Here is a 22,304-nt window from a genome sequence, read left to right as displayed (position 1 = left end):
TGGAGGTGATTTTATGAAAATTTTAGTCATAGGAAATGGTGGAAGAGAACATGCTATAGCATGGAAGCTCGGTGAGAGTGATAAGGTTTCAAAGATATATTGTGCTCCAGGAAATGGTGGTACTTCTATGGAACATAAATGTGAAAATATTAATTTAACAGACAATGATAAACTTCTAAACTTTGCTTTAGAAAACTCTATAGATTTAACTGTAGTTGGACCAGAAGTATACCTATGTAATGGTATAGTAGATTTATTTAAAAGTCACAATCTAAAAATATTTGGACCTAGTAAGAAAGCAGCAACTCTTGAAGGAAGCAAAACCTTTGCTAAGGAATTTATGAAAAAATATGGAGTTAAAACTGCAGCTTATGAAGCTTTTAGAGATTCAAAGAAGGCTTTAGAGTATTTGGAAAAGGCTGAATATCCAATAGTTATAAAAGCTGATGGACTTGCTGCAGGTAAGGGCGTTGTTATAGCTGAAACTAAGGAAGAAGGAATTTTAGCCATTAATGATTTCATGGTTAATGATACTTTTGGAGGAGCAGGTAAGGAAATTATAATTGAAGAATTCTTACCAGGTGTAGAAGCTTCAATATTAAGTATTACGGATGGAAATACTATAATTCCATTTATATCATCTAAGGATCATAAAACTATATTTGAGGATAATAAGGGACCTAATACAGGTGGAATGGGAACTGTGGCTCCAAACCCATACTGTAATGAAAGTGTTTTAAAAGCCTTTAAAGAGGATATTTTAAAGCCAACGCTTAAGGGGATACAGGAAGAAAATCTAGACTATATAGGAATAATATTCTTTGGATTGATGATTTGCGAAAAAGGAGTATATCTTTTAGAGTATAATGTTAGAATGGGTGATCCAGAAACACAGGTGGTGTTACCTCTTATGGAGAGTTATTTTATTGATATAATTGAAGCTGCAATAGAAGGAAAACTTAGTGATGATATAGTTAAGTTTAAAAATAAGACAGCTTGTTGTGTTATAGGCTCTTCGAAAGGATATCCGGGGAGATATGAAAAAGGTGAGTTAATTACAGGTGTTGATAGTTGTAGTGAAAAGGTATTTATTGCTGGAGCTGATTCCATATATAATAAATTAATTACTAATGGTGGTAGAGTTTTAGGAGTTACAGCTCTTGGAGATAATCTAGAAGAGGCAAGAGAAAAGGCTTATAAAGGGATATTACAAGTAAATTTTAATGGAATGTATTATAGAAAAGATATAGGTAAATAAATACTGAAATAAGAAAATGCTAAGGAGGTGGAATATAGCTACTCCTTAGCATTTTTATTTATATACTCACTATATTATATATTTATAGGCTTTGTGAAAATTTCATAAAATGGTTTTCATAAGTAAATCTACATTTATTTAAAATCTAGTTTATAGAGTAGTCTTGATTGTAAAATAGTTAAAGAAAAGAGAAAAGGGTATAATTTTATTAATTTAAGGTATATGAAGTAACTTTAAATCCTATAATATACAGTGAGGAAGTTCTTACGAATTTATTACAATATGTTTTTTATGTTGAAATAAATTCGTACATAATGTATTATAATCAATGTGTATATTTATGTGTTAAAAATTTATGTGTTAAAAAATATATACCAAAATATGTAAAAAGTATTAACAAAATTAGTAAAAATGTGTAAGATATATATAGAGGATTTTAAGAACACATTATTATGTAAAACTATAAAATAATTTCCATGATGATAATAACATATTATATATGGAAGAATAGAAAAATAAAGGTGAAGATTATGTTTAATTTAATATTATTAATTATTATGTCTCCATATACTGCATTATTTACCGGAGTATATACTACTTATAGAGTTATAAAGATGAGAGAGGAAATACAGAAAAATAGTTGGAATATGGGATTGGTTCTTTTGTTTCTTTGGTCTCTATTAGCTGGACTTCTTAATAAAAGTATTATGTCTGCCGCTGTTTCAATAGTTTTTTTCTTATATTTTACTATAAGTGTAGTATTACAAAACTATTGCAAGACAGAAGAAAAATTGGAAATAATATGTAATTATTTAATTAAGTTTTCAATTTTTTCGGGAATTGTTGGAATTATAGAAAAGGTTACTTTTGCATATTTCCCAATGGAACTGTGGAAAAAATTTTTAGGTGTACCATTGGAGGTTTCAACTAATCATAGAATTTTTAGTACTTTTGGAAATCCGAACATAGCTGGAGATTGGTTTGCTATTATGATGATAATGGCCATATACTATGCTTCTAATAGTAAAAGTGTTAAGGTGAAGTTGGCATATTATAGTGCTACAGCTCTATTTTTAATAAATCTTTGTTTAACTGGCTCAAGAGGGGTTTTTATTGGATTAATATTTGGATTAGTTTCCCTATTACTATTGAAAGTAAAAAGAAATAAGAGTGATATAATAATTGTTATATCTATTTTATTAGTTATAGGTATAGTAGGTTTTACTCCTCCAAAAGTATCTGATATTTCTCAAGAGATTACTGGTCATCAGATGGAGAGGTCTTTTGACACTAGAGAAGAAATATGGTTAGGATCTTTAAAGATGATAGATGAGAAACCATTGATTGGTTGGGGAATGTTAGGAACTATAGAGCATGGTAATGAATATTCAAGATATAGTTCTGTTATTAATCATTCTCATAATATATGGCTATCATTATTAACTTCTTTAGGAGTAATCGGACTTTTAATTTACTTATATATAAGAGCAAATATCTATAAAGATTTAATATATCTTTATAAATCTGGATATAGTAGTGTAGCTTTACTTATGGCAATACAGGTAGTTGTTTTAGTTCATGGAGTAATTGATTTTACAATAATAACTCCACAAATAGGAATACTATTTATTGGATCATCATCTATAGTCACGGCTCTAGCAAAAGAAAGTGTTAGTGTGTTTTCAAAAAGAAGAAGTATAGCTGTATAGTTATTAAGTTTTGTAAAAGCTTTTATGAAGAAGTTTATTCTCATAAAAGCTTTTTTTATATATTAGAGCTTAAGTAAAGGCTAAGTACAGGATTTTCATTTATTAAAATTATATATGTAATTAGTATAATAGATTAATTTATATTGTTGTATTAATATTACCAATAAGTATTATTATACTTATCAATAATTAGTATTGGTAAATTGCTATATAAAGCAATAAAATGAAATTAAGAAATTTATAACAAGGTTTTAATAGGGGGCATTACATTATGAATCTAAAGTATTTAAAAGAGCTGGAACAGCCTATTAGAGAAAAGTTGATGAGAGAAGAGTTGGGGGAAGAAAAGTGCAAAATAATTGATAAATTCAATTTACATCCCAATGAAAACTTATATTGGGAAAGAGTAGAGCCAAAATACCCTAATCAAGAATATTTTAGTCATAAACTAGCCACGAAGAGTACGCCTATAGGGATAATATTTCATATAAATAGATTATGTTATGCAAAAACTAAATATTTTGAACAGAATTGGGATAAATTTGTTCCATGTATATATAGTTATATAAATAATTTTGTAGAAACGGAAATCTATAATATGGAGTATATCAAACATAAAAGTACAGGTATAATTCTAGATTTGCGAGAACTTGCAAAAATTCATTGGATAGATGATTTCAGAGCCATATGTACTTACTTAGAGGAGAAAGAGATAGAAATGCAATCCTAATAGAAAAATTAAATTTATAAGAGCTTAGTTATCATCTGATAATTAAGCTCTATTTTTATAAAGGACTATAAAAGAAGAAATATTTAGGTTAATATATTAAATAGATAAGCAAATATATTTAATAGTATATTATTATCTTGAAGGGAGAGATAAATATAATAAATATAGATTGGAAGCCGGATAAAAACATAAATAAGCCTCTATATATTCAAATTGTAGAGTACTTTAAGGAGAAAATAAATGGAGGAGAATGGCAAGTCGGATTCATGATTCCTACGCAACGAGAATTAGCTAAAATTTTTAATGTAAATAGAAGTACTATTGTTTCAGCTATAGATGAGTTAAAGGCAGAAGGAATCTTAGAGGGTAAGGGAAAGGGTGGAACTAAAATAGTAAATAATGTATCACCTTTATTATCTAATATACAACCAGATTGGAAGTCCTATATTGATGAAGGCATTCATATCCCTAATGTTAAGACTATTAAGAAAATCAATACCCTTGAGTTTAGAGAAGATTATATACGATTGAGCACTGGAGAACCATCATCAGAATTATTTCCAAAAGAAGATATGAAAATAATATTAAATGAAGTAGCAAGGGATATGGATAATTTAGGATATGAAAGTCCCAGTGGAACTATGTATCTTAGGCAGCAAGTAAGTAATTATTTAAAGACAATTGGCATATATGCATCACCAGGTTCTATACTTATTGTTTCTGGAGCTTTGCAAGCAATGCAGCTAATTTCTATGGGATTATTGCAAAAGGGTTCTACTGTATTGTTAGAAAATCCTTCTTATATGTACTCACTTCAAATATTTCAGTCATTAGATATGAGAAGAAGTGGGATACCTATGGATAATGAAGGAGTTATGGCTAATTTAATTCCAGATTACATAAAAAAACATGTTCCATCTATACTATATACTATACCAAATTTTCAAAATCCTACTTCTATAGTCATGTCAGAAAAAAGAAGAAAAGAGTTGATAAAGGTTTGTCAGAAAGAGAAGTTACCTATTATTGAAGATGATGTATATAGGGAGCTTTGGATTGACGCTCCACCACCGGACCCTATTAAGAGTATAGACACTAATGGATTGGTATTATATGTAGGGAGTGTATCAAAGACATTATGTCCAGGATTAAGAATTGGGTGGATTGTGGGACCAGAACCAGTAATTGAACGATTAGGTGATATAAAGATGCAAACTGATTATGGTTCTAGCTCTTTATCACAACTTACTGTGGGTAAGTGGCTAGAAACGGGGTTGTATGAAAATCATTTAAAAGAGATAAGAAGTCAATTAACTATAAGAAGAGATGTAACAATAAATGCTTTAAATAGATACTTCAAGGATATAGCTACTTGGGAAATACCCTCAGGGGGTTATTATGTTTGGATTACTTTAAAGTATAAAATAGGTATGTATAAGCTTTTTGATGAAGCATGTAAAATGGGAATTTTATTGTATCCTGGATATATATATGATGCTAATTTTAACAATTCTTTGAGAATATCTTTTTCATATGCACCTATAGAAGAGCTAGAGGAAGGTTTATTAAAACTATCATTGCTTATTAAAGAATTAGTTAGAAGGTAAGAACTCTGTTTAGAGCGATTAAGCAATCAACTAAATTTAGAATTGTATTTGTTTAATTACTCATAACATAATTATATGGTTGTGTTATGAGTAGTTTTTGGTTGGGTTTATTTTAATTAATATGGATGGAGAAGTATTGAGTGAATTTTCTTATAATATAAACAAGATAGCAGCTGTTAAATAAAACTAATTTAAATTAGGTATCTTTATATTAGGGGACTGGAGAGGATACTATGTTAGAAAACACTTTGATTAATGATATCCATATAAAAGAAATAGAGGAGCTGGAAGAATTTCCGCTACTAGAGATAGATTTAAAAAAGGTATATGATAATACTAAATATGTAGTGGATTTATGTAAGAATCAAGGAATTTCTGTAGCAGGAGTAGTTAAAGTTGTACATGCTATGCCACAGATAGTTTCAGAGATGGATAAGGCAGGATGTGAGTATCTTGCTACATCTAGAATAAATCAAGTTATAGAGATGAAAAAACAAGGTATAAAAAAACCTGTTATGCTTATAAGAATACCTATGCATAATGAAATAAAACAATTAGTGGAATATGTGGATATAAGTTTAAACTCTGAAATTGAAACTTTAAAGAAAATAAACGAAGAGTGTAAATACAAAAACAAGAATCACAAAGTTATTTTAATGATGGATTTAGGTGATTTAAGGGAAGGTATTGTAGATGAAAAAGAGTTCATAAACTTAGCCTTATATGTAGAGAAAGAATTAACTAATGTAAAACTTTATGGTATAGGGACAAATTTAGGATGCTATGGTTCTGTGAAACCTACAGAAGAGAATTTAGGTAAATTATGTAATGTGGCAGAAAAAATAGAAGCTTTGATTGGAAGAGAATTGGATGTGGTTTCAGGAGGAGCTACTTCTTCGTTAACTTTAATTTGGGATGGAAAAATACCAAGTAAAATTAATAATTTAAGAATTGGAGAAGGAATATTAGTTGCTAAGGATTTAGATGATTTTTGGGAGTATGATATGTCCATGTTACATCAAGATGCCTTTGTGCTAAAAGCTCAGGTAGTGGAAGTTAAAAATAAGCCATCTCATCCAATTGGTGAAATATTTATAGATGCATTTGGGAATAAGCCCACCTATGAAGATAGAGGTGAAAGAAGACGTGCATTATTGGCAATAGGTAAGCAGGATTTTGTTTCTGTAGATACTTTAATACCTATAGATAAAAATATAGAGGTAATTGGTGCTAGTAGTGACCATTTAATTATAGATATAGAAGACTGTAAGACAAATTATAAAGTTGGTGATGTTATAGAATTCAATATATATTATCCACACTTATTATATCTAAGTGGATCAAGGGATGTAAATAAGAAATTTATATAATGAAGATAAAGGATGTTTAAATACAATATAGGTATATACAATAGATATTTTGAAATCTATTGTATATACCTATAATTATTTACAAAATTAAATAATATTAATATAATAATATTTGTGACAAGGACATGTGCCATTAGCTCAGTTGGCAGAGCACCTGACTCTTAATCAGGGGGTCCAGGGTTCGAACCCCTGATGGCGCACCAAGGGAAACAACACTGTAGAGTGTTGTTTCTTTTTAATAAAAATTTTTTTGAAAAAAGTAGCTCGTAAAATAATTAATATGATTAAATTAATCTATTTAAGTATAAACTGAATTGGTTTATATTTTTTTACATTAAATGATAAATATTTATTTAATGTATTTTAATAAAATACTTTACAAAACTTACAGTGGGTTGTATAATAATATTTGTGACAAGGACATGTGCCATTAGCTCAGCTGGCAGAGCACTTGACTCTTAATCAAGGGGTCCAGGGTTCGAACCCCTGATGGCGCACCATACCTCGTAGTACTAATAAGTATTACGAGGTATTTTACATTTTAAACTAAAAAATAGTATAGACTTAATTAATAAAATATATTAAGGTTAATATAGATTTTATACAAAATGAAAGAAGGAAAAATAATGAATCATTTATCAACAGAAAAAACTAATGCTCCTATTTGGTTTATATTTAGACAAAATGAATTATTAGTAGAAGAAAAAGAGGATAAAATTTTTATACCAAGATTTAAAGATTTAGAATCAGTTAATATTAATCCAGTAAGAGTTCAAGATCTAGGAACTAGAAGTTGTGGTAAATGTTACTCTGTAGAGGTATCAAAAGAGTATACAGAACCTTTGGGTATGAAATTTATAACCTTAAGAAACTTATATGGACAAGTTTCTGATGAAATATATATAGAAGCAGGACGTGCTATTCAAATCATGAATTGGGATAGAACCCATCAATATTGTGGTGTTTGTGGTAATAGTACTAATACTATACTAAATGAATATGGGAAAATATGTCCACAGTGTGGTTTTATAAGCTACCCTAGAATAAGTCCTGCTATAATAGTTGCTATAGTTAAAGATGGTAAATTACTTCTTGCTAAAAATGCTAAGTCAAAACATAATTTTTATAGTGTTTTAGCAGGGTTTTTGGAACCTGGTGAAACATTAGAGGAATGTGTAGAGAGGGAAGTAATGGAGGAAGTGGGAATAGAAGTTAAAAATATAAAATATTTTGGTAATCAACCATGGCCATTTCCTAATTCTCTTATGGTAGGGTTCACAGCAGAATATGATAAGGGTGAAATAAAGGTTGATGGAGTTGAAATTGAAGAGGCAAACTGGTTTGAGGTAAATAATTTACCTAGTATTCCTGGAAGCATTAGTATTGCAAGAAAACTAATAGATTGGTTTAAGGATAATTATACTGAGATCTAGATTTTAAAATTAAATTAATAATAGAATTCATAGGAAAAGTATATTGTGTTTAACAGTATACTATAAAAACTTTAACACATAATAAACAATGAATATATGTGTTAAAGGAGGGATAAAGATGGATCATGATTTATTAAGAGAACAACAATATGAGATTAAACAACGTGAAGAAGATAAAAGGAAATACAAAAAGGAGAACTATCTTCGTAATGGGAATAAATCTCAAGGTCAATACGCTCAAAGTAGCTTTAATACTACTATTGAAGAGCCAGGTACCAATGAAAGTGGTATCGTAGCAAAAAAAAACGGTTATTAAAATTAAATATTTTATTTATAAAAGGGCTATTTCAAAGTAATCTAAATCTTAATTATGTTGAGTATTATCTGCTAATGGTATTAAAGTATAAACTCAATATTTTAGAGATTCTAGAGAATTATTTTGAGATAGCTCTTTAGGGTTTAATTATAAAATCTTAGAATTTGAAAAGAAAATAATGTGCTAAGGAATTATATAAAAATTTCAATAAAAAAATCTTACTATGTTATAATAAAGCTATTGAAATTTTACATAGCAAATAAGGAGCAATTAAAGGATGAATAAGAATAAAGTTAAGGCTTTTGCCACTTGGGCAAGAAGTAATCTTATTGAAAAAATAAAAGATAGAGCGTATAAAATAGGTATTGAAGATAATAGAATTAGAGATATAGAAGTGGTTCAAAGTGGATTTAAAGTAGTGGGTGGAGAAGAAATATTTAATATTTCACCTAAGCATAGAAAATCACTAATAAAGGAAATAGAATCAAAATCTTTAGATGAAGTTGTGGAAGAAGTGGCATATACTTGGTTTAACAGGTTTATAGCTTTAAGGTATATGGAAGTACATGATTATTTGACCATTGGAATAAGAATTATATCTTCAGAGATACCAGGTAAAATGGAACCAGATATTTTATTTAGGGTTGGTGAAGTTATAAGAGAGTTGAGACTAGATTCAGATTTAGTCTATAAATTGTTAGATAGTAGTAAAAATTCTGATAGAGAAAATCTATATAAATATATTTTAATAAGACAATGTAATGAATTAGGGAATATTATTCCTGGTTTATTTGAAAAAATAGAAGATTATACAGAATTGTTATTTCCTGGTAATTTGTTAGAAGAAGGTTCCATACTAAGGAAAATGTGCAATGACATAGATGAAGAAGACTGGAAAGAGGAAGTAGAAATTATAGGGTGGATGTATCAGTATTATATATCTGAAAAGAAGGATAAGGTTTTTGATGATCTAAAGAAAAATGTAAAAATAACTAAAGAAAATATTCCAGCAGCTACTCAGTTATTTACTCCTAAGTGGATAGTGAAATACTTAGTAGAAAATTCATTAGGAACCATATGGATTCAAGGACATGAGGATGAAAATTTAAAGAATGAATTAAAATATTATTTAGAGGAAGGCATTCAGGATTTCGAAATAGATGACATTTTACATAATATTAAATTGGGGAGAAAAAATTTACATCCTGAGGATATAAAGGTTCTTGACCCATGTATGGGTTCGGGGCACATATTGTTATATGCCTTTGATGTGCTTTATAAAATTTACAAATCTGCAGCTTATCCAGAGCGAGAGATTTCAAGAAAAATTTTAGAAAATAATATATTTGGATTAGATATAGATTTAAGAGCTAGTCAAATTGGTATGTTCTGTCTTATTATGAAGGCTAGAGCGTATAATAGAAGATTTTTCAGAGAAGTTGAAAAAAATCCTTTGAAGCTTAATATAGTAGCTATAGAAGAAAGTAATGGTATTACTTATGAAATTATAGAATATTTCGCAAAGGAAGATGAAGAGCTAAGAGGTGATTTATCTTATTTAGTAAATACCTTTAAGGATGGTAAAGAGTTTGGATCAATATTAAGAGTTGAGAAGGTGAATTTTCAGAGGTTAAAAGAACGGTTAGGAGAGATAAATGAAGAAAATAATTTAGTATTTAGTGATTATAGACAGATACTGTTAAATAAATTACCAAAGCTCATTAATCAGGGAGAAATAATGAGTATTAAATATGAGGTTTGTATTACTAACCCACCTTATATGGGACTAAGGGGAGCTAATGATACCCTAGCTAAATATTTGACCAACCATTATCCTTTATCAAAGCATGATTTATTTTCTGTGTATATGGAAGTGTGTAAGAACTATCTTAAAGAAGATGGAATATATGCCATGGTAAATCAGCATTCATGGATGTTTTTAAGTAGCTTTTTAGAACTTAGAAATAAGATTTTAGAAGACAGTACTTTTATTAGCATGATTCACTTAGGATCTAGAGTATTTGAAGATAATGTGGGTACCATAGTACAGAATGTTGCTTTTATAAATCAAAATAGTGAAATTCCTAAATATAAAACGAGAATTGTAGACCTTACTAAAGAGTTAACAGCTTTGGAAAAGAAAATAAAGATTAAGTCAGTTTGTAGTGGAATGGAGAGAGAGGGGATTTACAGTATATGGCTAAAAAAACTAATGACAATCCCAACAAAACCTTTTGCTTATTGGGTAAATGATAATGTATTAAATTTATTTTCTAATTTACACAAGTTTGAAAATATTGCAAAGCCTAGACAAGGAATGGCTACATCAGATAATAAACGGTTTTTAAGAGATTGGTATGAAGTTGATATAAATGAAATTAATTTTTCAGCTGCTGATAGAGATGAAGCTTTGTTAAGTAAGAAAAAATGGTTTCCATATAACAAAGGTGGAGAATACAGAAAGTGGTTTGGTAATAATAGATATGTGATTAATTGGGAAAATGATGGCAGTGAAGTAAAAGATTATGCAGCAAAGTTATATAAATCATATAGTAGAACTATAAAAAATGAGGAGTTTTATTTTAAAAGTGGTCTTACATACACTTTTATTTCTGAAAATATGGGAGTAAGGTATTCTCCTCAGGGGTTCATATTTGACGTTGCTGGATCTTCTATATTCTTTGATGATAAAGACCTAGAAAAGGTAGTACTAGCATTGTTATGCAGCAAAGTTGCTAATATGTTTTTAGATATAATGAATCCAACCTATAATATACAAGTAGGAGATTTGAAGAATGTTCCAATACATGAAGATATATTTAAAGAAGAAATAAAATCTACCATTGATGAAATTGTACAAGAAAACATAGCCATTAGTGAAGCGGAATGGAATGACTTTGAGACATCATGGAACTTTAGAACTCATCCATTGATGAGAGGCTTAAGAGAAAAAAAAGTTAAGGATGTAACCATAGAATCTAGATTTAAATTTTGGGAAAAAGAAAATATGAAAATTATTGAGAAACTTAAAAATAATGAAGAGAAGTTAAATAAAATTTTCATAGATGTTTATGGTTTAAATGAAGAATTATCCCCGGATGTATCATATAAAGATATAACATTAAGGAGAATTGAGGTAGAAAGAGAAGTGAAATCTTTAATATCTTTTGCAGTGGGATGTATTATGGGTAGATATTCAATAGATGTTGATGGGTTAGTGTATGGAGGTGGAAACTTCCAAGATAAATGGGATTTTAAAAATTATAGAGTTAAGAAAGTAGAAATAGATTCCACTGGAAAAGTAAATGATAATAGATGGGTTAATTCAAGTTTTATGCCTAAGGTTGATAATATAATGCCTATAACAGAAGAAAAATATTTTTCAGAAGATTTAATGACCAAGTTCATTGAATTTTTAAAAGCAGTTTATGGAAATGAAGTATTGGAAGAGAATCTTAATTTTATAGCCAATATTTTAGGCAAAAAAGATAGTGAAACTTCAAGGCAAAGCATTAGAAGATACTTCTTTAAGGAATTCTATAAGGATCATATAAAAGCTTATGGAAAGAAACCCATATATTGGTTATTTGATTCAGGTAAGAATGATGGATTTAAAGCATTGGTATATGCTCATAGATATGACGACTTAACTGTAGCTTTATTGAGGACAGAATATATTCATCTTATGCAACGGAAATATGAAGGTGAATTGAGTACATTGGAGCTAATAAAAGACTCACAGGAATATAGTGCTAAGGAAAGAGCAATAGCTAGGAAAAAAAGTGAAAAGTTAAAAAGGAAAATAGAAGAACTCATTGAATATGATGAAATAGTTGCGTATATGGCTAATGAAAAAAAATCCATTAACTTAGATGAAGGAATTAAAGAAAATTATGATAAATTCCAAGGTATCAAAATTATGAAAACAAATGGAAAAGAAACTAAGATAAATCTTTTATATAAAATCTAAGGAGTTTATATTAAAACATATAGGGGTACAATTATACTTTATTTTATGGTAATATTTAAAATGGATTAATATTTAATAGAGTTTTATATAAGGTAAACTTTAAATAAGATTACTACATATCTCATATTATATAAAATGCTAAATTATATTATTAAGTTGTATTATATAAAATGGATTAAGCTAAAGTGTGAGGTAATTAATAAATATATAAGGTAAGGTGAGTAAAATGAATTATGAAATATTAGCAAATACAATTTTCCCTAACATTGATAAGGAGCCTGAGTATTATATTTCAAAGTATCCCAAGAGAAACCTTAAAGAAGGTGCCAAGGTTACTAGATATGCTCCAAGTCCAACAGGGTTTCAACATATAGGAGGAGTATTTTCTGCATTAATAGATGAAAGAATAGCTACTCAAAGTGAAGGAGTTTTTTATTTAAGAATCGAAGATACAGATCAAAAAAGAGAAGTGGCTGGTGCTATAGAAGATACTATAAATACCATGCATAAGTTTGGGTTAGATTTTACAGAAGGTATGACAGGGGATAATACATCTAAAGGTGAGTATGGTCCTTATAGACAAAGCGAAAGAGAAGAGATATATAAAACTTTTGCTAGAGATCTAATTAAAAAGGGGCTTGCTTATCCATGTTTTTGTACATCAGAAGATCTAGAACAACTGAGAGAAAAACAAATTAGTGAAAAATTAACTCCAGGATATTATGGAGAATATGCAATCTGTAGAAATTTATCTCCAGAAGAAGCTTTAAAAAGAATAGGTGAAGGTGAAAAATATATTATAAGATTAAAATCTCCAGGTAATCCAGAAAACAGAGTTGAGTTTCACGATCTAGTTAAAGGTGATATTTCTTTCCCAGAAAGCAATCAAGATATAGTTATAATTAAATCTGATGGACTTCCAACCTATCATTTTGCTCATGCTATTGATGATGCGCTAATGGGAACTACTACTGTAATTAGGGGAGAAGAATGGTTATCATCTCTTCCAATTCATATTCAACTCTTTGATATTCTTGGATTTGATAGACCTGAATATGCACATACTCCTACAATAATGAAGTTAGATGGAGATTCTAAAAGAAAGTTATCTAAGAGAAAAGATCCCGAAAGTGCAGTAAGTTATTATGATGAAGAAGGATATCCTATGATATCTGTTATAGAATATTTACTTAATATAATAAATTCTACTTTTGAACAGTGGAGAGAAGAAAATCCATCATCTGATTATCATGAATTTAGAGTATATCTAGATAAGATGAGTAAAAGTGGTGCTTTATTTGATATTGTAAAATTAAGTGACGTAAGTAAAAATGTAATTTGCAAGTTAAAGGCTGATGTGGTATATGACTACTATATAAATTGGGCTAAGAATTATGATAAGGAAATGTATGACATAGTAACTAACAATGAATTAATGTGTAAAGAAATATTCAATATTGATAAAGAAGGACCAAAACCTAGAAAGGATTTTGCTAAATGGAATGATGTTAAGGAAAAAATATTCTTCTTTTTTGATGTATTATTTAAGAGTACTGTAGAAGAAATAGAATTTCCTAAGAATATAGATTTACCAGAAGCTAAAAGGGTAATAGAAGCTTATGCTAAGGCATATAATTTTAATACTGATAAGGATACTTGGTTTGAAGAGTTAAAAGTAGTAGCTGTAGAATTAGGGTACGCTACAGATAGAAAAGCCTTTAAGAAAAATCCTGAAAATTACAAAGGTATGGTTTCAGATGTAGCTGGATGTGTAAGAACGGCATTAACTTATAGAAATAATACACCAGACCTTTATACTATTATGCAAATAATGGGGGAAGAAACAGTTAGAAATAGATTTGCTAAATTTTTGAAACTATAATTAGAAATATAGATAAAAATCATCTCTGTAATTTTATAGAGATGATTTTTTATCTATAACTGAAACATACTTATTACCTTCAATATAGTACCTCCAAAGAAAATCTTTTGCCTCTTCAGCGTAATCAATGCCAATCCTTTTAGAATATACAATTTTGAAATCTTTAAAATCGTCAGCATATAAGGATAACTCCTCACTTAATATAGAATGGGTATTTAAAGATTTGTCTATATTAAGGGCTATACATAGTTTTCCAGGACCAGAAGTGAGATTTAATATTTCTCGAGGCTTAAGCTTAGTAAAAGGCTTATTAAATCGGTTTTCACTCATAACTTCAATACCTTCTATTGGTTCAATGGCACGAATTAAGACTCCTTGAGGATCGCCTTCACAACCGGTTACTATATTCATACAGTTATACATTCCATATATTTTATATACGTAGGCTATACCAGCACTTTTAAATAAAGGTTCCGTTCTAGTGGTTTTCTTATAGTTATAGGCATGAGAAGCTTTATCAATTTTTCCCACATAAGCCTCAGTTTCTACAATTCTACCAGTAAGCTTATATCCCATATAATTCCTTACTACTATTTTACCTAAGAGGTCCTCAGCAACTTTTCTTGCATCCCTACGAAAAAAATCAAGGGAAAGGTTTTCAAATTTCATAAATATCCTCCATATTTATTTTACAAATGTAATATTTAATCTTTTATACTATATAGTTTAGGTTAAAATCGCTTAGATTATTTATAATATATCTATATAAAGATAAAATATCTAGTAATTTTCATTTGATTGAATTAAAATTTGAATTAATAATTTAAATCTGTATTATATATATGAAAAAATAAATATTAACTATTTTATGATAGTATAGTTTGAATTTTCAGGGAGGAATTATATATGAAAATTAAAATAGAAACAGTGCTAATTACTGGAGCTTCGTCTGGAATTGGATATGAGTTTAGTAAAATATTTGCTCGAAATGGCTATAACTTAATTTTAGTTGCCAGAAGAATTGAAGTTTTAAAAAGGATTAAAGAGGAGCTATCAAAGATTTATGGAATAGAAGTAATTATAATTGAGAAAGATTTATCTAAATCTCATAGTGGAAATGAGGTTTTTAATGAAATTATAAATTTAGATATAAGGATAGATGTACTAATAAATAATGCTGGTGTAGGTTATTGTGGTCTATTTCATGAAATTAATATGGAAAGTCATCGTTTAGTAATACAAACTAATATGGTTGCTTTAACGGAGCTTACATATTTAATTTCTAATGAAATGATTAAAAATGGGGGTGGAAAAATCCTAAATGTGGCATCTACTGGTGCTTATCAACCAGGACCTTATACTGCAGTATATTATGCATCAAAAGCTTATGTATTATCTTTAACTGAAGCTTTATCAATCGAACTTAAAAAGTATAATATTCAGGTAAGTGGACTTTGTCCAGGAACTACAAAAACAGATTTTCATCAAAGAGCTGGCAAAAGAGAATTAAGAGGAGCTATGTCGCCTAAGTTAGTTGCTGAAATAGGGTATAAAGAATTTATGAAAGGAAGAAGCATAATTATACCTGGGATTAAAAATAAAATTGCTATAGGAATATCTAAGGTTTTACCTAGAAAACTATTGGGAAAAACCGTTGGATTTATCCAAAATTCGGCTATTTTACTTAATAAGTAATATTTTTGTAGGAAATGTATTAATAATAATGTATAATTATATATTATATGGCTTTAATTTCATATAGGGGGGTAAAAATTTGAAAACACAAGATGTATTTTGGGGTATAATCGGAATTCTTATTGTGACTTTAATCATAGTTTCTATATTTAATATAAGAATTAGAAGTTCAATAAGAAGGCTAACTAATGAAATGGAGAAAATTGCTCAAGGTGATTTAACAAAGAAACTAAAGGCAAACAAAATTAAAATAATAAAAGAACTAATAGTTTATTCCAATGACTTTATGATAAAGGTTAGAAGGCTTATAGGAAAATCTACAGAAATTAGTGATAGGATACTTATAAACTGTGATGTCTTAAGTAAAGATATGAAAAATATGGAGTTACATGTGGTTGAAAATGTAGAATCTATAACCACCATATCGGATGATATGAATAATCAGGTTGATAAAGTTGTATCTGTTAGAAGTGATATAGAAAGTATTGTTTTAAATCATGGGACTATGGTTAGAAATTCTCATAGCGTGGAAAAAACAGCTATGTCAATGATGGAATCTGTAAGTGAAAGCAAGAGTGAGTTTGATAAACTTATTAATAAGATGGAAAAATCACTATGCTTGGAAAAGGAACTCTCTCTTAGGATAAAAGCCTTAGAAATTGGTGCACAAAAAATTCAAGATATATCTGATACTGTAAAAGAAATAAGTGGTACTACAAATTTATTATCTTTAAATGCATCCATAGAAGCTGCAAGAGCAGGAGAAGCTGGAAGGGGTTTTTCTGTAGTGGCTGAGGAAATAAGAAAGTTGGCAGAAATGTCATCTGTACAAGCAGATGAAATTCAAAAGATAACAGATAATGTTCAAAAAGATATATATGAATTTGGATCTATAATGGAAGAAGATTTATCAGTTATAAAAGAATCTATTTCATACGCTAAGAAAAATAGTGAAAATTTTCAATCTATATCTAGTTCTAGTATGAATACATTAAACTCTATACAAGAAATAAATAAAGCTATTGAGGATCAAAATATAAATTTAAGGAATATAGAGCTATCTATAAATAGTATTTCTAATTTTGTTTCTAAAACTACCATTCATGTACAAAATACAGCAGAAAGTTCTAAGGTTCAACTTAAGGTAGTAAAGCGTGTTTCTGATAATATCAAAGAAGTTGTAAATATGAATAAAGATATGAAGCTTATAATATCATCCTTTGCACAAAATTATATTTTAGATGAAGATACTGAAAAATATATAAATAATGCTAAAAATATTTTGAATAGTGTTGCAAAAGAAGGCACAATAATATGTTTAGAAGAAACTAAGTGTAATAAAACATTAAAAGAATTTGTGAAAAAATATCCGTTCTTTTATCTACTATCAGTTATGGATATAAATGGAGATACTAAAGGGATAACCCTTGAGGGAAGCAGGGAAGAGTTATATTGTAATTATTCTCATAGACCATACTTTAAAGAATCCATTAAAGGATTAGTATATAAGTCAGAGCCCTATATATCTTCTGATACTGATGGATATTGTATAGCTCTTTCAGTACCTATAAAGAATAATAGTGGACAAGTGGTAGGTATTGTAATGGGAGATTTAGTATTAGAAAAGAATTAAAATGAAGCTATCNNGATAGCTTCATTTTAATTCTTAGTTTTATAAACTTCTAAAGCTCTTGATAATTGATCTGGACAGGAGGTATCTTTTGAACCGCACTGGATTCCTTTTAGTCTTGATATAACTTCATTGATATCCATGCCTTCTACTAAACTAGAAATACCTAGTAGATTACCGTCGCAACCGCCTATAAAGCTTACATTTTTTATTTTATTTTCAACTACGTCAAAGTTAATTTCTTTTGAGCAAACTCCTAAAGTAACATATTTCATTTATTATTTCCTCCTATGCAAACTTACATACTATTTGATAATACTGTAATAAGGTTAATATTTCAATATTATCAAATGATTATTTTAAAATTGAATAGATGATTTTGCAATAATTAAAAATGTTTAACTAATTATGAAGTTTACTAGCTATTATTTCTTTAACCACAGTAGGAAGTTTTTCTTGTTCTTCTTTAGATAAATTTTTAGTTTCAATAGGAGGATGAATAAATAACTCTACATTAGCAGCCTTAATTCTATTGTTATTAGCTTCCATAAGTTTATAGGAACCATTTATAGTTATAGGTACAATAGGTGCATTAGATTTAGTTGCTAGTTTAAAGCTACCAGCTTTAAATTCACCTAGAGGACCACCCTTACTTCTAGTACCTTCTGGGAATATAACTAGTGAATGACCAGCTTTAATTATTTTTACCCCTTCAATTATAGCAGTAGCAGATTTTCTAAGATTACTTCTATCCATAAATACACAGTGAATATATTGCATCCAGGTTCTAACTATAGGTATTTTTAAAGTTTCAACTTTAGCAATAAAACCTTTTGGTTTATTAATATAACTCATTAATAGTGGAATATCAAAATTTCCTTGATGATTACTAATAAACACTACGGGAATATTAGATGGAATATTATCTTCACCATAAACAGATACTGTTGCTCCGCTATATTTAAGCTGCGACATAGCCCACTTTGAGGTTACTTTATGTATATAAGCTTCCATTTCTTCAGTTTTTCCGTGTTTCTCTAAAGAATTAACTTTATACATTGGTCCAATTTTGGTCAAAAGACTAATGGCAAAATGACCAAACCAAATAATTGTTTTAAACATAATAAATCCTCCATTATAATAACGTATATTAGTAATTATAGTACAGAGTATTAATTTAATAAAGAATAAAAAACCGCATATTAAGGTAATTGTAAAGTTTTAGTTTATTATTTAGTAAAAGTTTAAACAATTTATATGAAGAAAGTGGTATAATCCAATATAAGATAATATAGAAAGGGTGATATCTATGACTTTAAAAGATATAGACATAAAAAATAAATTTAAAAATCTTGAATTAGAGCAATTAGAAAAACATAATGAAAAATTATCTTCAGCATTAGTTGCTGGTGTAGTTATTGCTGCTATTGGAATTGGATACAAGGTAACTAGAACTATTATGAAGGTAAAAGGTAAAAAATAGTGTAACTTAGTGTCTATAAAATTTAAATTTAAAGCTTATAGGAGGTGAATTAAATGTATGAGATATTAAAGGAGATGGAAAAAGAATTAATAGATTTAGAATCTATTAATTTAAAGGATTTGAAAGAGGAAAATACAGCAATAATAGTTGTTGATATGGTTAGGGGTTTTTATGATGTAGGACCTTTGGCGTCTTCTAGGGTGAAGAATATAATAAGCCCTTTAGTGAAGCTAAATGATAAAACTACAGGTTATAAAAAAATATTCTTTATAGATTGTCATGAAGAAAACTCTAGTGAGTTTAATGCATATCCACCTCACTGTATAGCTAATACAGTAGAATCACAGTTAATAGAAGAACTAAAGGTCTATACAAAGAATAATAGAATTATAAAGAAGAATAGCACTAATGGATTTCATGCTAAAGAATTTCAACAATGGCTTAAAGAAAATTCTAGCATCAATAACTTTATAGTTACAGGTGTTTGCACAGATATATGTGTAGAAACCTTAGCCATATCCTTAAAAACCTATTTCAATGAATTTAATGAAGAAAAAAGTATAATAGTTCCTATGAACTTAGTAGAAACTTATGATTTAGGAATACATAATGGAGATTTGATGAATTTAATAAGTCTATACAAGATGAAAATAAATGGTATAAATATAGTTAAGTATATAGAATAATAAAAATGAGTGGACAATTCCACTCATTTTTACTTACAAATAAGTATCAAACCATTGAAGAGCTTCAGAAACTATAGCCTCTGTTATATAATGGTTTAGTCTGTCGTAGGTTTTCATATCTACTAAATCTTTATTTTGGTAGTGATCTTTTATTGCATTAAAGAAAGCAATCTCACTTTTAATTGGCACTAAAGCATCCTTATCCCCGTGAAGTAAAAGAAGAGGAGTATTATTAAAATTATTAATATTATTTATAGGGCTATATAAAGATAGTTCATTTAAGCTTTTATCTATATAATCCTTATTATCTTTATACTGATCCCCAATTATTTCTAAAGTCGCTTCGACCCAAGCCCCAGAGCTATTCATAATTACTCCAGCCTTAATGCATTTATTATGAGCAATGATACCAGAAGTAATCATTCCTCCCATGGAATGACCAGATACTCCAATTCTATGTTCATCTATATTGTAGTTAGATTTAATATAATCAAGAATAAAACTGAATTCCTTTACAGAGGATAACACCGTTGGCCAAAACTTAGTTAATCCACTTTCACCTTGCCAATAATCTATGGTTCCACGCTCACCATGATTTATTGAATCAGGTATAACCACCATATATCCATTGCAAGCTAAGAAACTCCCTAGGTTTTTATGAACATCCTTATTAGAACTCCAGCCATGATAAAAGAATATTACAGGAAGTTTTTCAGTAAAATTTTTAGGATATATTATTAGAGTAGATATATTTTCAATATATACTTTTTTAAAATTGATTAAATTATTAATCCACATTGTCTTACCTCCTTTAAGATTCCCCAATTATATTATACATAAATTATTATAATTTTAAAAGATAATTACCATTACTATTGAATAGGCTAATATTAAAAATTAAAGAAAACAGACCATATTGAATTGATAAAATATGATCTGCTTTTCTTTAAAATAAATATAACTAAATATTAGAAATTATTTTAGAATATGAAGTGAGCAATAATTGAAATTATAGGAAGAGTTATTAAAGTTCTTTCTATAAATATTATGAACAATTCTTTTATATTAACAGGTATTTTAGAACCTAGCAATAAAGCTCCAACTTCGGAAAGATATATAAGCTGGGTTATAGATGTTGCAGCTATAATAAATCTTGTCATATCACTTTGAATTCCACCTGACATTATAGATGGTAATAGCATGTCTGCGAATCCAGCTACTAATGTGCTAGAAGCTGTTGCAGCTTCTGGAATTTGAAGAAGTTTTAAAATTGGTATAAAGGGTAAACCAAGAATTTGAAATAATGGTGTATATTCTGCTAACATTAGTGCTATAGTTCCTACAGCCATAACTACAGGGATTACTCCAAACCACATATCTACAACATTTAATGTTCCTTTAGTAAATACATCTTTTTTTAAGGATGAAGATTTAGCTTTATCTATAGCTTTTTCTAACCCGAATTTAAAAGGCGTATACCCTTCAGGAAGAAGTTCTTCCATAGATTTATTTGTATTATTATAGTATATATCCTTTTTTCTTGATAGTGGAGGTAATTTAGGCACTAATATTGCAGCGACTAAACCAGCAAAGGTAACTGATAGATAGAAGGGTAAAAACATATGACTAAGCCCAACGGTATCAATTACAACTATGCTAAAGGTTATTGAAACTAAAGAGAAGGTTGTACCAATTACACAGGCCTCTCTTTCAGTATAATACCCATCAACATATTGTTTACTTGTTAAAAGAACACCAATAGTACCATCTCCAAGCCAAGAAGCAATACAATCTATTGCAGCTGAACCAGGAAGATTAAAAATTGGTCTCATTATTTTTACTAGGAGGGAGCCTACAAATTCTAAAAGTCCGAAATTAAGAAGAAGAGGTAGAAATAATCCAGCAAATAAAAATACTGAAAAGAGTATAGGAAGTAAATCAGATAAAATCATTCCTCCTGTATTTTCTGACCAAATTGCTTTAGGACCTATTTGAAACATTGTACATATTATGAATATTCCACCTAAGACTCTGATAATAAACCAAATATTATTTACATTGAAAAGAGAATTTAAAAAATTATTTTTAACAATAAATTTAGGCTTTAATGCTTTAGTTACTATTGTAAAAAATGCGGTTACAACTATTATTGTTGTTATTATGTATGGAAGTGATTGGCCAAGAGCTTCTTGAACATAGGTTGATAAGGTTGCAACAGGTATAACTACTTCTTCTCCTTTGGTAATTGGGATCATAAATAAGAAGATACCTAAAGAAGAGAATATAAGAAATTTAATTACAGCTAATATATATGAATAATCTTTATTATTTGCTGAAATAGACACTTTATTGCTTTTGCTTTCCATTTATATGCATCCTTTCTGTAACGAATTTATGTATAATTATACATAAATTTTCCCTATAATGCAACATAATTATACATAAATATTGTATTTAACTTTAAAAAAAATATAATGTTTTTCAAGGAAATGTAAAAATATATAGATATTTGTACTATGACATTTGATTGATAAT

General features: G+C 28.6%; 18 protein-coding genes and 2 tRNA genes. 15 read left to right on the top strand and 5 right to left on the bottom strand.

Features of this window, described 5'->3' with window-relative positions; genetic code table 11:
• The first annotated feature begins 13 nt into the window (after positions 1-13).
• From purD to gltX, 11 genes are all read left to right on the top strand, one after another.
• Positions 14-1,258, top strand: coding sequence for a phosphoribosylamine--glycine ligase (gene purD / locus B3086_RS08110; RefSeq protein WP_346848067.1), 1,245 nt, complete (start codon positions 14-16; stop codon positions 1,256-1,258).
• Positions 1,259-1,788: 530 nt separating this feature from the next.
• Positions 1,789-2,967: an O-antigen ligase family protein gene (locus B3086_RS08105; RefSeq protein WP_346848068.1), complete on the top strand. Its 1,179-nt coding sequence runs from the start codon at positions 1,789-1,791 to the stop codon at positions 2,965-2,967.
• A 271-nt stretch (positions 2,968-3,238) separates the two neighbouring features.
• Positions 3,239-3,697 (top strand): hypothetical protein, encoded by a 459-nt coding sequence (locus tag B3086_RS08100; RefSeq protein ID WP_346848069.1) that lies wholly within the window; start codon positions 3,239-3,241, stop codon positions 3,695-3,697.
• A gap of 137 nt (positions 3,698-3,834) precedes the next feature.
• Positions 3,835-5,304: a PLP-dependent aminotransferase family protein gene (locus B3086_RS08095; RefSeq protein ID WP_346848070.1), complete on the top strand. Its 1,470-nt coding sequence runs from the start codon at positions 3,835-3,837 to the stop codon at positions 5,302-5,304.
• Positions 5,305-5,537: 233 nt separating this feature from the next.
• The gene (locus B3086_RS08090; RefSeq protein WP_346848071.1) at positions 5,538-6,674 is read left to right on the top strand and encodes an alanine/ornithine racemase family PLP-dependent enzyme; all 1,137 of its coding nucleotides are present in this window, start codon (positions 5,538-5,540) and stop codon (positions 6,672-6,674) included.
• A gap of 127 nt (positions 6,675-6,801) precedes the next feature.
• A tRNA-Lys gene (locus tag B3086_RS08085) sits at positions 6,802-6,877 on the top strand.
• A gap of 221 nt (positions 6,878-7,098) precedes the next feature.
• Positions 7,099-7,174: transfer RNA gene (locus B3086_RS08080), tRNA-Lys, on the top strand.
• 126 nt (positions 7,175-7,300) lie between these two features.
• Positions 7,301-8,107, top strand: a complete 807-nt coding sequence (nudC, locus tag B3086_RS08075; protein WP_346876171.1) for an NAD(+) diphosphatase — start codon at positions 7,301-7,303, stop codon at positions 8,105-8,107.
• Positions 8,108-8,225: 118 nt separating this feature from the next.
• Positions 8,226-8,423, top strand: coding sequence for a hypothetical protein (locus tag B3086_RS08070; protein WP_035132938.1), 198 nt, complete (start codon positions 8,226-8,228; stop codon positions 8,421-8,423).
• A gap of 277 nt (positions 8,424-8,700) precedes the next feature.
• Positions 8,701-12,393, top strand: a complete 3,693-nt coding sequence (gene pglX, locus B3086_RS08065) for a BREX-1 system adenine-specific DNA-methyltransferase PglX (RefSeq protein ID WP_346893175.1) — start codon at positions 8,701-8,703, stop codon at positions 12,391-12,393.
• Between the two features lie 226 nt (positions 12,394-12,619).
• Complete coding sequence (gene gltX / locus B3086_RS08060; RefSeq protein WP_346848074.1) at positions 12,620-14,275, top strand: glutamate--tRNA ligase; 1,656 nt, start codon at positions 12,620-12,622, stop codon at positions 14,273-14,275.
• A gap of 33 nt (positions 14,276-14,308) precedes the next feature.
• Here gltX and B3086_RS08055 read toward each other — a convergent pair whose 3' ends face one another.
• Complete coding sequence (locus B3086_RS08055; protein WP_346848075.1) at positions 14,309-14,944, bottom strand: DNA-3-methyladenine glycosylase; 636 nt, start codon at positions 14,942-14,944, stop codon at positions 14,309-14,311.
• Between the two features lie 237 nt (positions 14,945-15,181).
• Between B3086_RS08055 and B3086_RS08050 the strand changes: the two genes are divergently transcribed.
• Both B3086_RS08050 and B3086_RS08045 read left to right on the top strand, forming a co-directional pair.
• Positions 15,182-15,970 (top strand): SDR family oxidoreductase, encoded by a 789-nt coding sequence (locus tag B3086_RS08050; RefSeq protein WP_346848076.1) that lies wholly within the window; start codon positions 15,182-15,184, stop codon positions 15,968-15,970.
• Between the two features lie 79 nt (positions 15,971-16,049).
• On the top strand, positions 16,050-17,603 hold the full coding sequence (locus B3086_RS08045) for a methyl-accepting chemotaxis protein (protein WP_346848077.1): 1,554 nt from the start codon (positions 16,050-16,052) through the stop codon (positions 17,601-17,603).
• Positions 17,604-17,629: 26 nt separating this feature from the next.
• On the opposite strand, the gene B3086_RS08040 is transcribed toward B3086_RS08045, so the two are convergent.
• Both B3086_RS08040 and B3086_RS08035 read right to left on the bottom strand, forming a co-directional pair.
• Positions 17,630-17,875: a TIGR03905 family TSCPD domain-containing protein gene (locus B3086_RS08040; protein ID WP_346848078.1), complete on the bottom strand. Its 246-nt coding sequence runs from the start codon at positions 17,873-17,875 to the stop codon at positions 17,630-17,632.
• A 127-nt stretch (positions 17,876-18,002) separates the two neighbouring features.
• On the bottom strand, positions 18,003-18,722 hold the full coding sequence (locus tag B3086_RS08035; protein WP_346848079.1) for a lysophospholipid acyltransferase family protein: 720 nt from the start codon (positions 18,720-18,722) through the stop codon (positions 18,003-18,005).
• A 187-nt stretch (positions 18,723-18,909) separates the two neighbouring features.
• Between B3086_RS08035 and B3086_RS08030 the strand changes: the two genes are divergently transcribed.
• Positions 18,910-19,083, top strand: a complete 174-nt coding sequence (locus B3086_RS08030) for a hypothetical protein (protein WP_156964330.1) — start codon at positions 18,910-18,912, stop codon at positions 19,081-19,083.
• A 53-nt stretch (positions 19,084-19,136) separates the two neighbouring features.
• Complete coding sequence (locus B3086_RS08025; RefSeq protein WP_346848080.1) at positions 19,137-19,769, top strand: isochorismatase family cysteine hydrolase; 633 nt, start codon at positions 19,137-19,139, stop codon at positions 19,767-19,769.
• A gap of 33 nt (positions 19,770-19,802) precedes the next feature.
• On the opposite strand, the gene B3086_RS08020 is transcribed toward B3086_RS08025, so the two are convergent.
• Complete coding sequence (locus tag B3086_RS08020; RefSeq protein ID WP_346848081.1) at positions 19,803-20,567, bottom strand: alpha/beta hydrolase family protein; 765 nt, start codon at positions 20,565-20,567, stop codon at positions 19,803-19,805.
• A 182-nt stretch (positions 20,568-20,749) separates the two neighbouring features.
• A complete protein-coding gene (locus tag B3086_RS08015; RefSeq protein WP_414632283.1) occupies positions 20,750-22,114 on the bottom strand; it encodes a YjiH family protein in 1,365 nt (454 codons plus the stop codon).
• Positions 22,115-22,304 lie beyond the last annotated feature (190 nt).

The sequence above is a fragment of the Clostridium sp. UBA871 genome, from assembly GCF_002295255.1.
GTDB classification, from domain to species: Bacteria; Bacillota; Clostridia; order Clostridiales; family Clostridiaceae; genus Clostridium_J; species Clostridium_J sulfidigenes.
Note: the sequence above shows the minus strand (reverse complement) of the source record. Positions and strands in the feature narration are given on the sequence as shown.

Coding starts and splice junctions, on each gene's coding strand:
- purD (WP_346848067.1), top strand. CDS start 14: ATGAAAATTTTAGTCATAGGAAATGGTGGAAGAGAACATGCTATAGCA.
- B3086_RS08105 (WP_346848068.1), top strand. CDS start 1,789: ATGTTTAATTTAATATTATTAATTATTATGTCTCCATATACTGCATTA.
- B3086_RS08100 (WP_346848069.1), top strand. CDS start 3,239: ATGAATCTAAAGTATTTAAAAGAGCTGGAACAGCCTATTAGAGAAAAG.
- B3086_RS08090 (WP_346848071.1), top strand. CDS start 5,538: ATGTTAGAAAACACTTTGATTAATGATATCCATATAAAAGAAATAGAG.
- nudC (WP_346876171.1), top strand. CDS start 7,301: ATGAATCATTTATCAACAGAAAAAACTAATGCTCCTATTTGGTTTATA.
- B3086_RS08070 (WP_035132938.1), top strand. CDS start 8,226: ATGGATCATGATTTATTAAGAGAACAACAATATGAGATTAAACAACGT.
- pglX (WP_346893175.1), top strand. CDS start 8,701: ATGAATAAGAATAAAGTTAAGGCTTTTGCCACTTGGGCAAGAAGTAAT.
- gltX (WP_346848074.1), top strand. CDS start 12,620: ATGAATTATGAAATATTAGCAAATACAATTTTCCCTAACATTGATAAG.
- B3086_RS08055 (WP_346848075.1), bottom strand. CDS start 14,944: ATGAAATTTGAAAACCTTTCCCTTGATTTTTTTCGTAGGGATGCAAGA.
- B3086_RS08050 (WP_346848076.1), top strand. CDS start 15,182: ATGAAAATTAAAATAGAAACAGTGCTAATTACTGGAGCTTCGTCTGGA.
- B3086_RS08040 (WP_346848078.1), bottom strand. CDS start 17,875: ATGAAATATGTTACTTTAGGAGTTTGCTCAAAAGAAATTAACTTTGAC.
- B3086_RS08035 (WP_346848079.1), bottom strand. CDS start 18,722: ATGTTTAAAACAATTATTTGGTTTGGTCATTTTGCCATTAGTCTTTTG.
- B3086_RS08030 (WP_156964330.1), top strand. CDS start 18,910: ATGACTTTAAAAGATATAGACATAAAAAATAAATTTAAAAATCTTGAA.
- B3086_RS08025 (WP_346848080.1), top strand. CDS start 19,137: ATGTATGAGATATTAAAGGAGATGGAAAAAGAATTAATAGATTTAGAA.
- B3086_RS08020 (WP_346848081.1), bottom strand. CDS start 20,567: ATGTGGATTAATAATTTAATCAATTTTAAAAAAGTATATATTGAAAAT.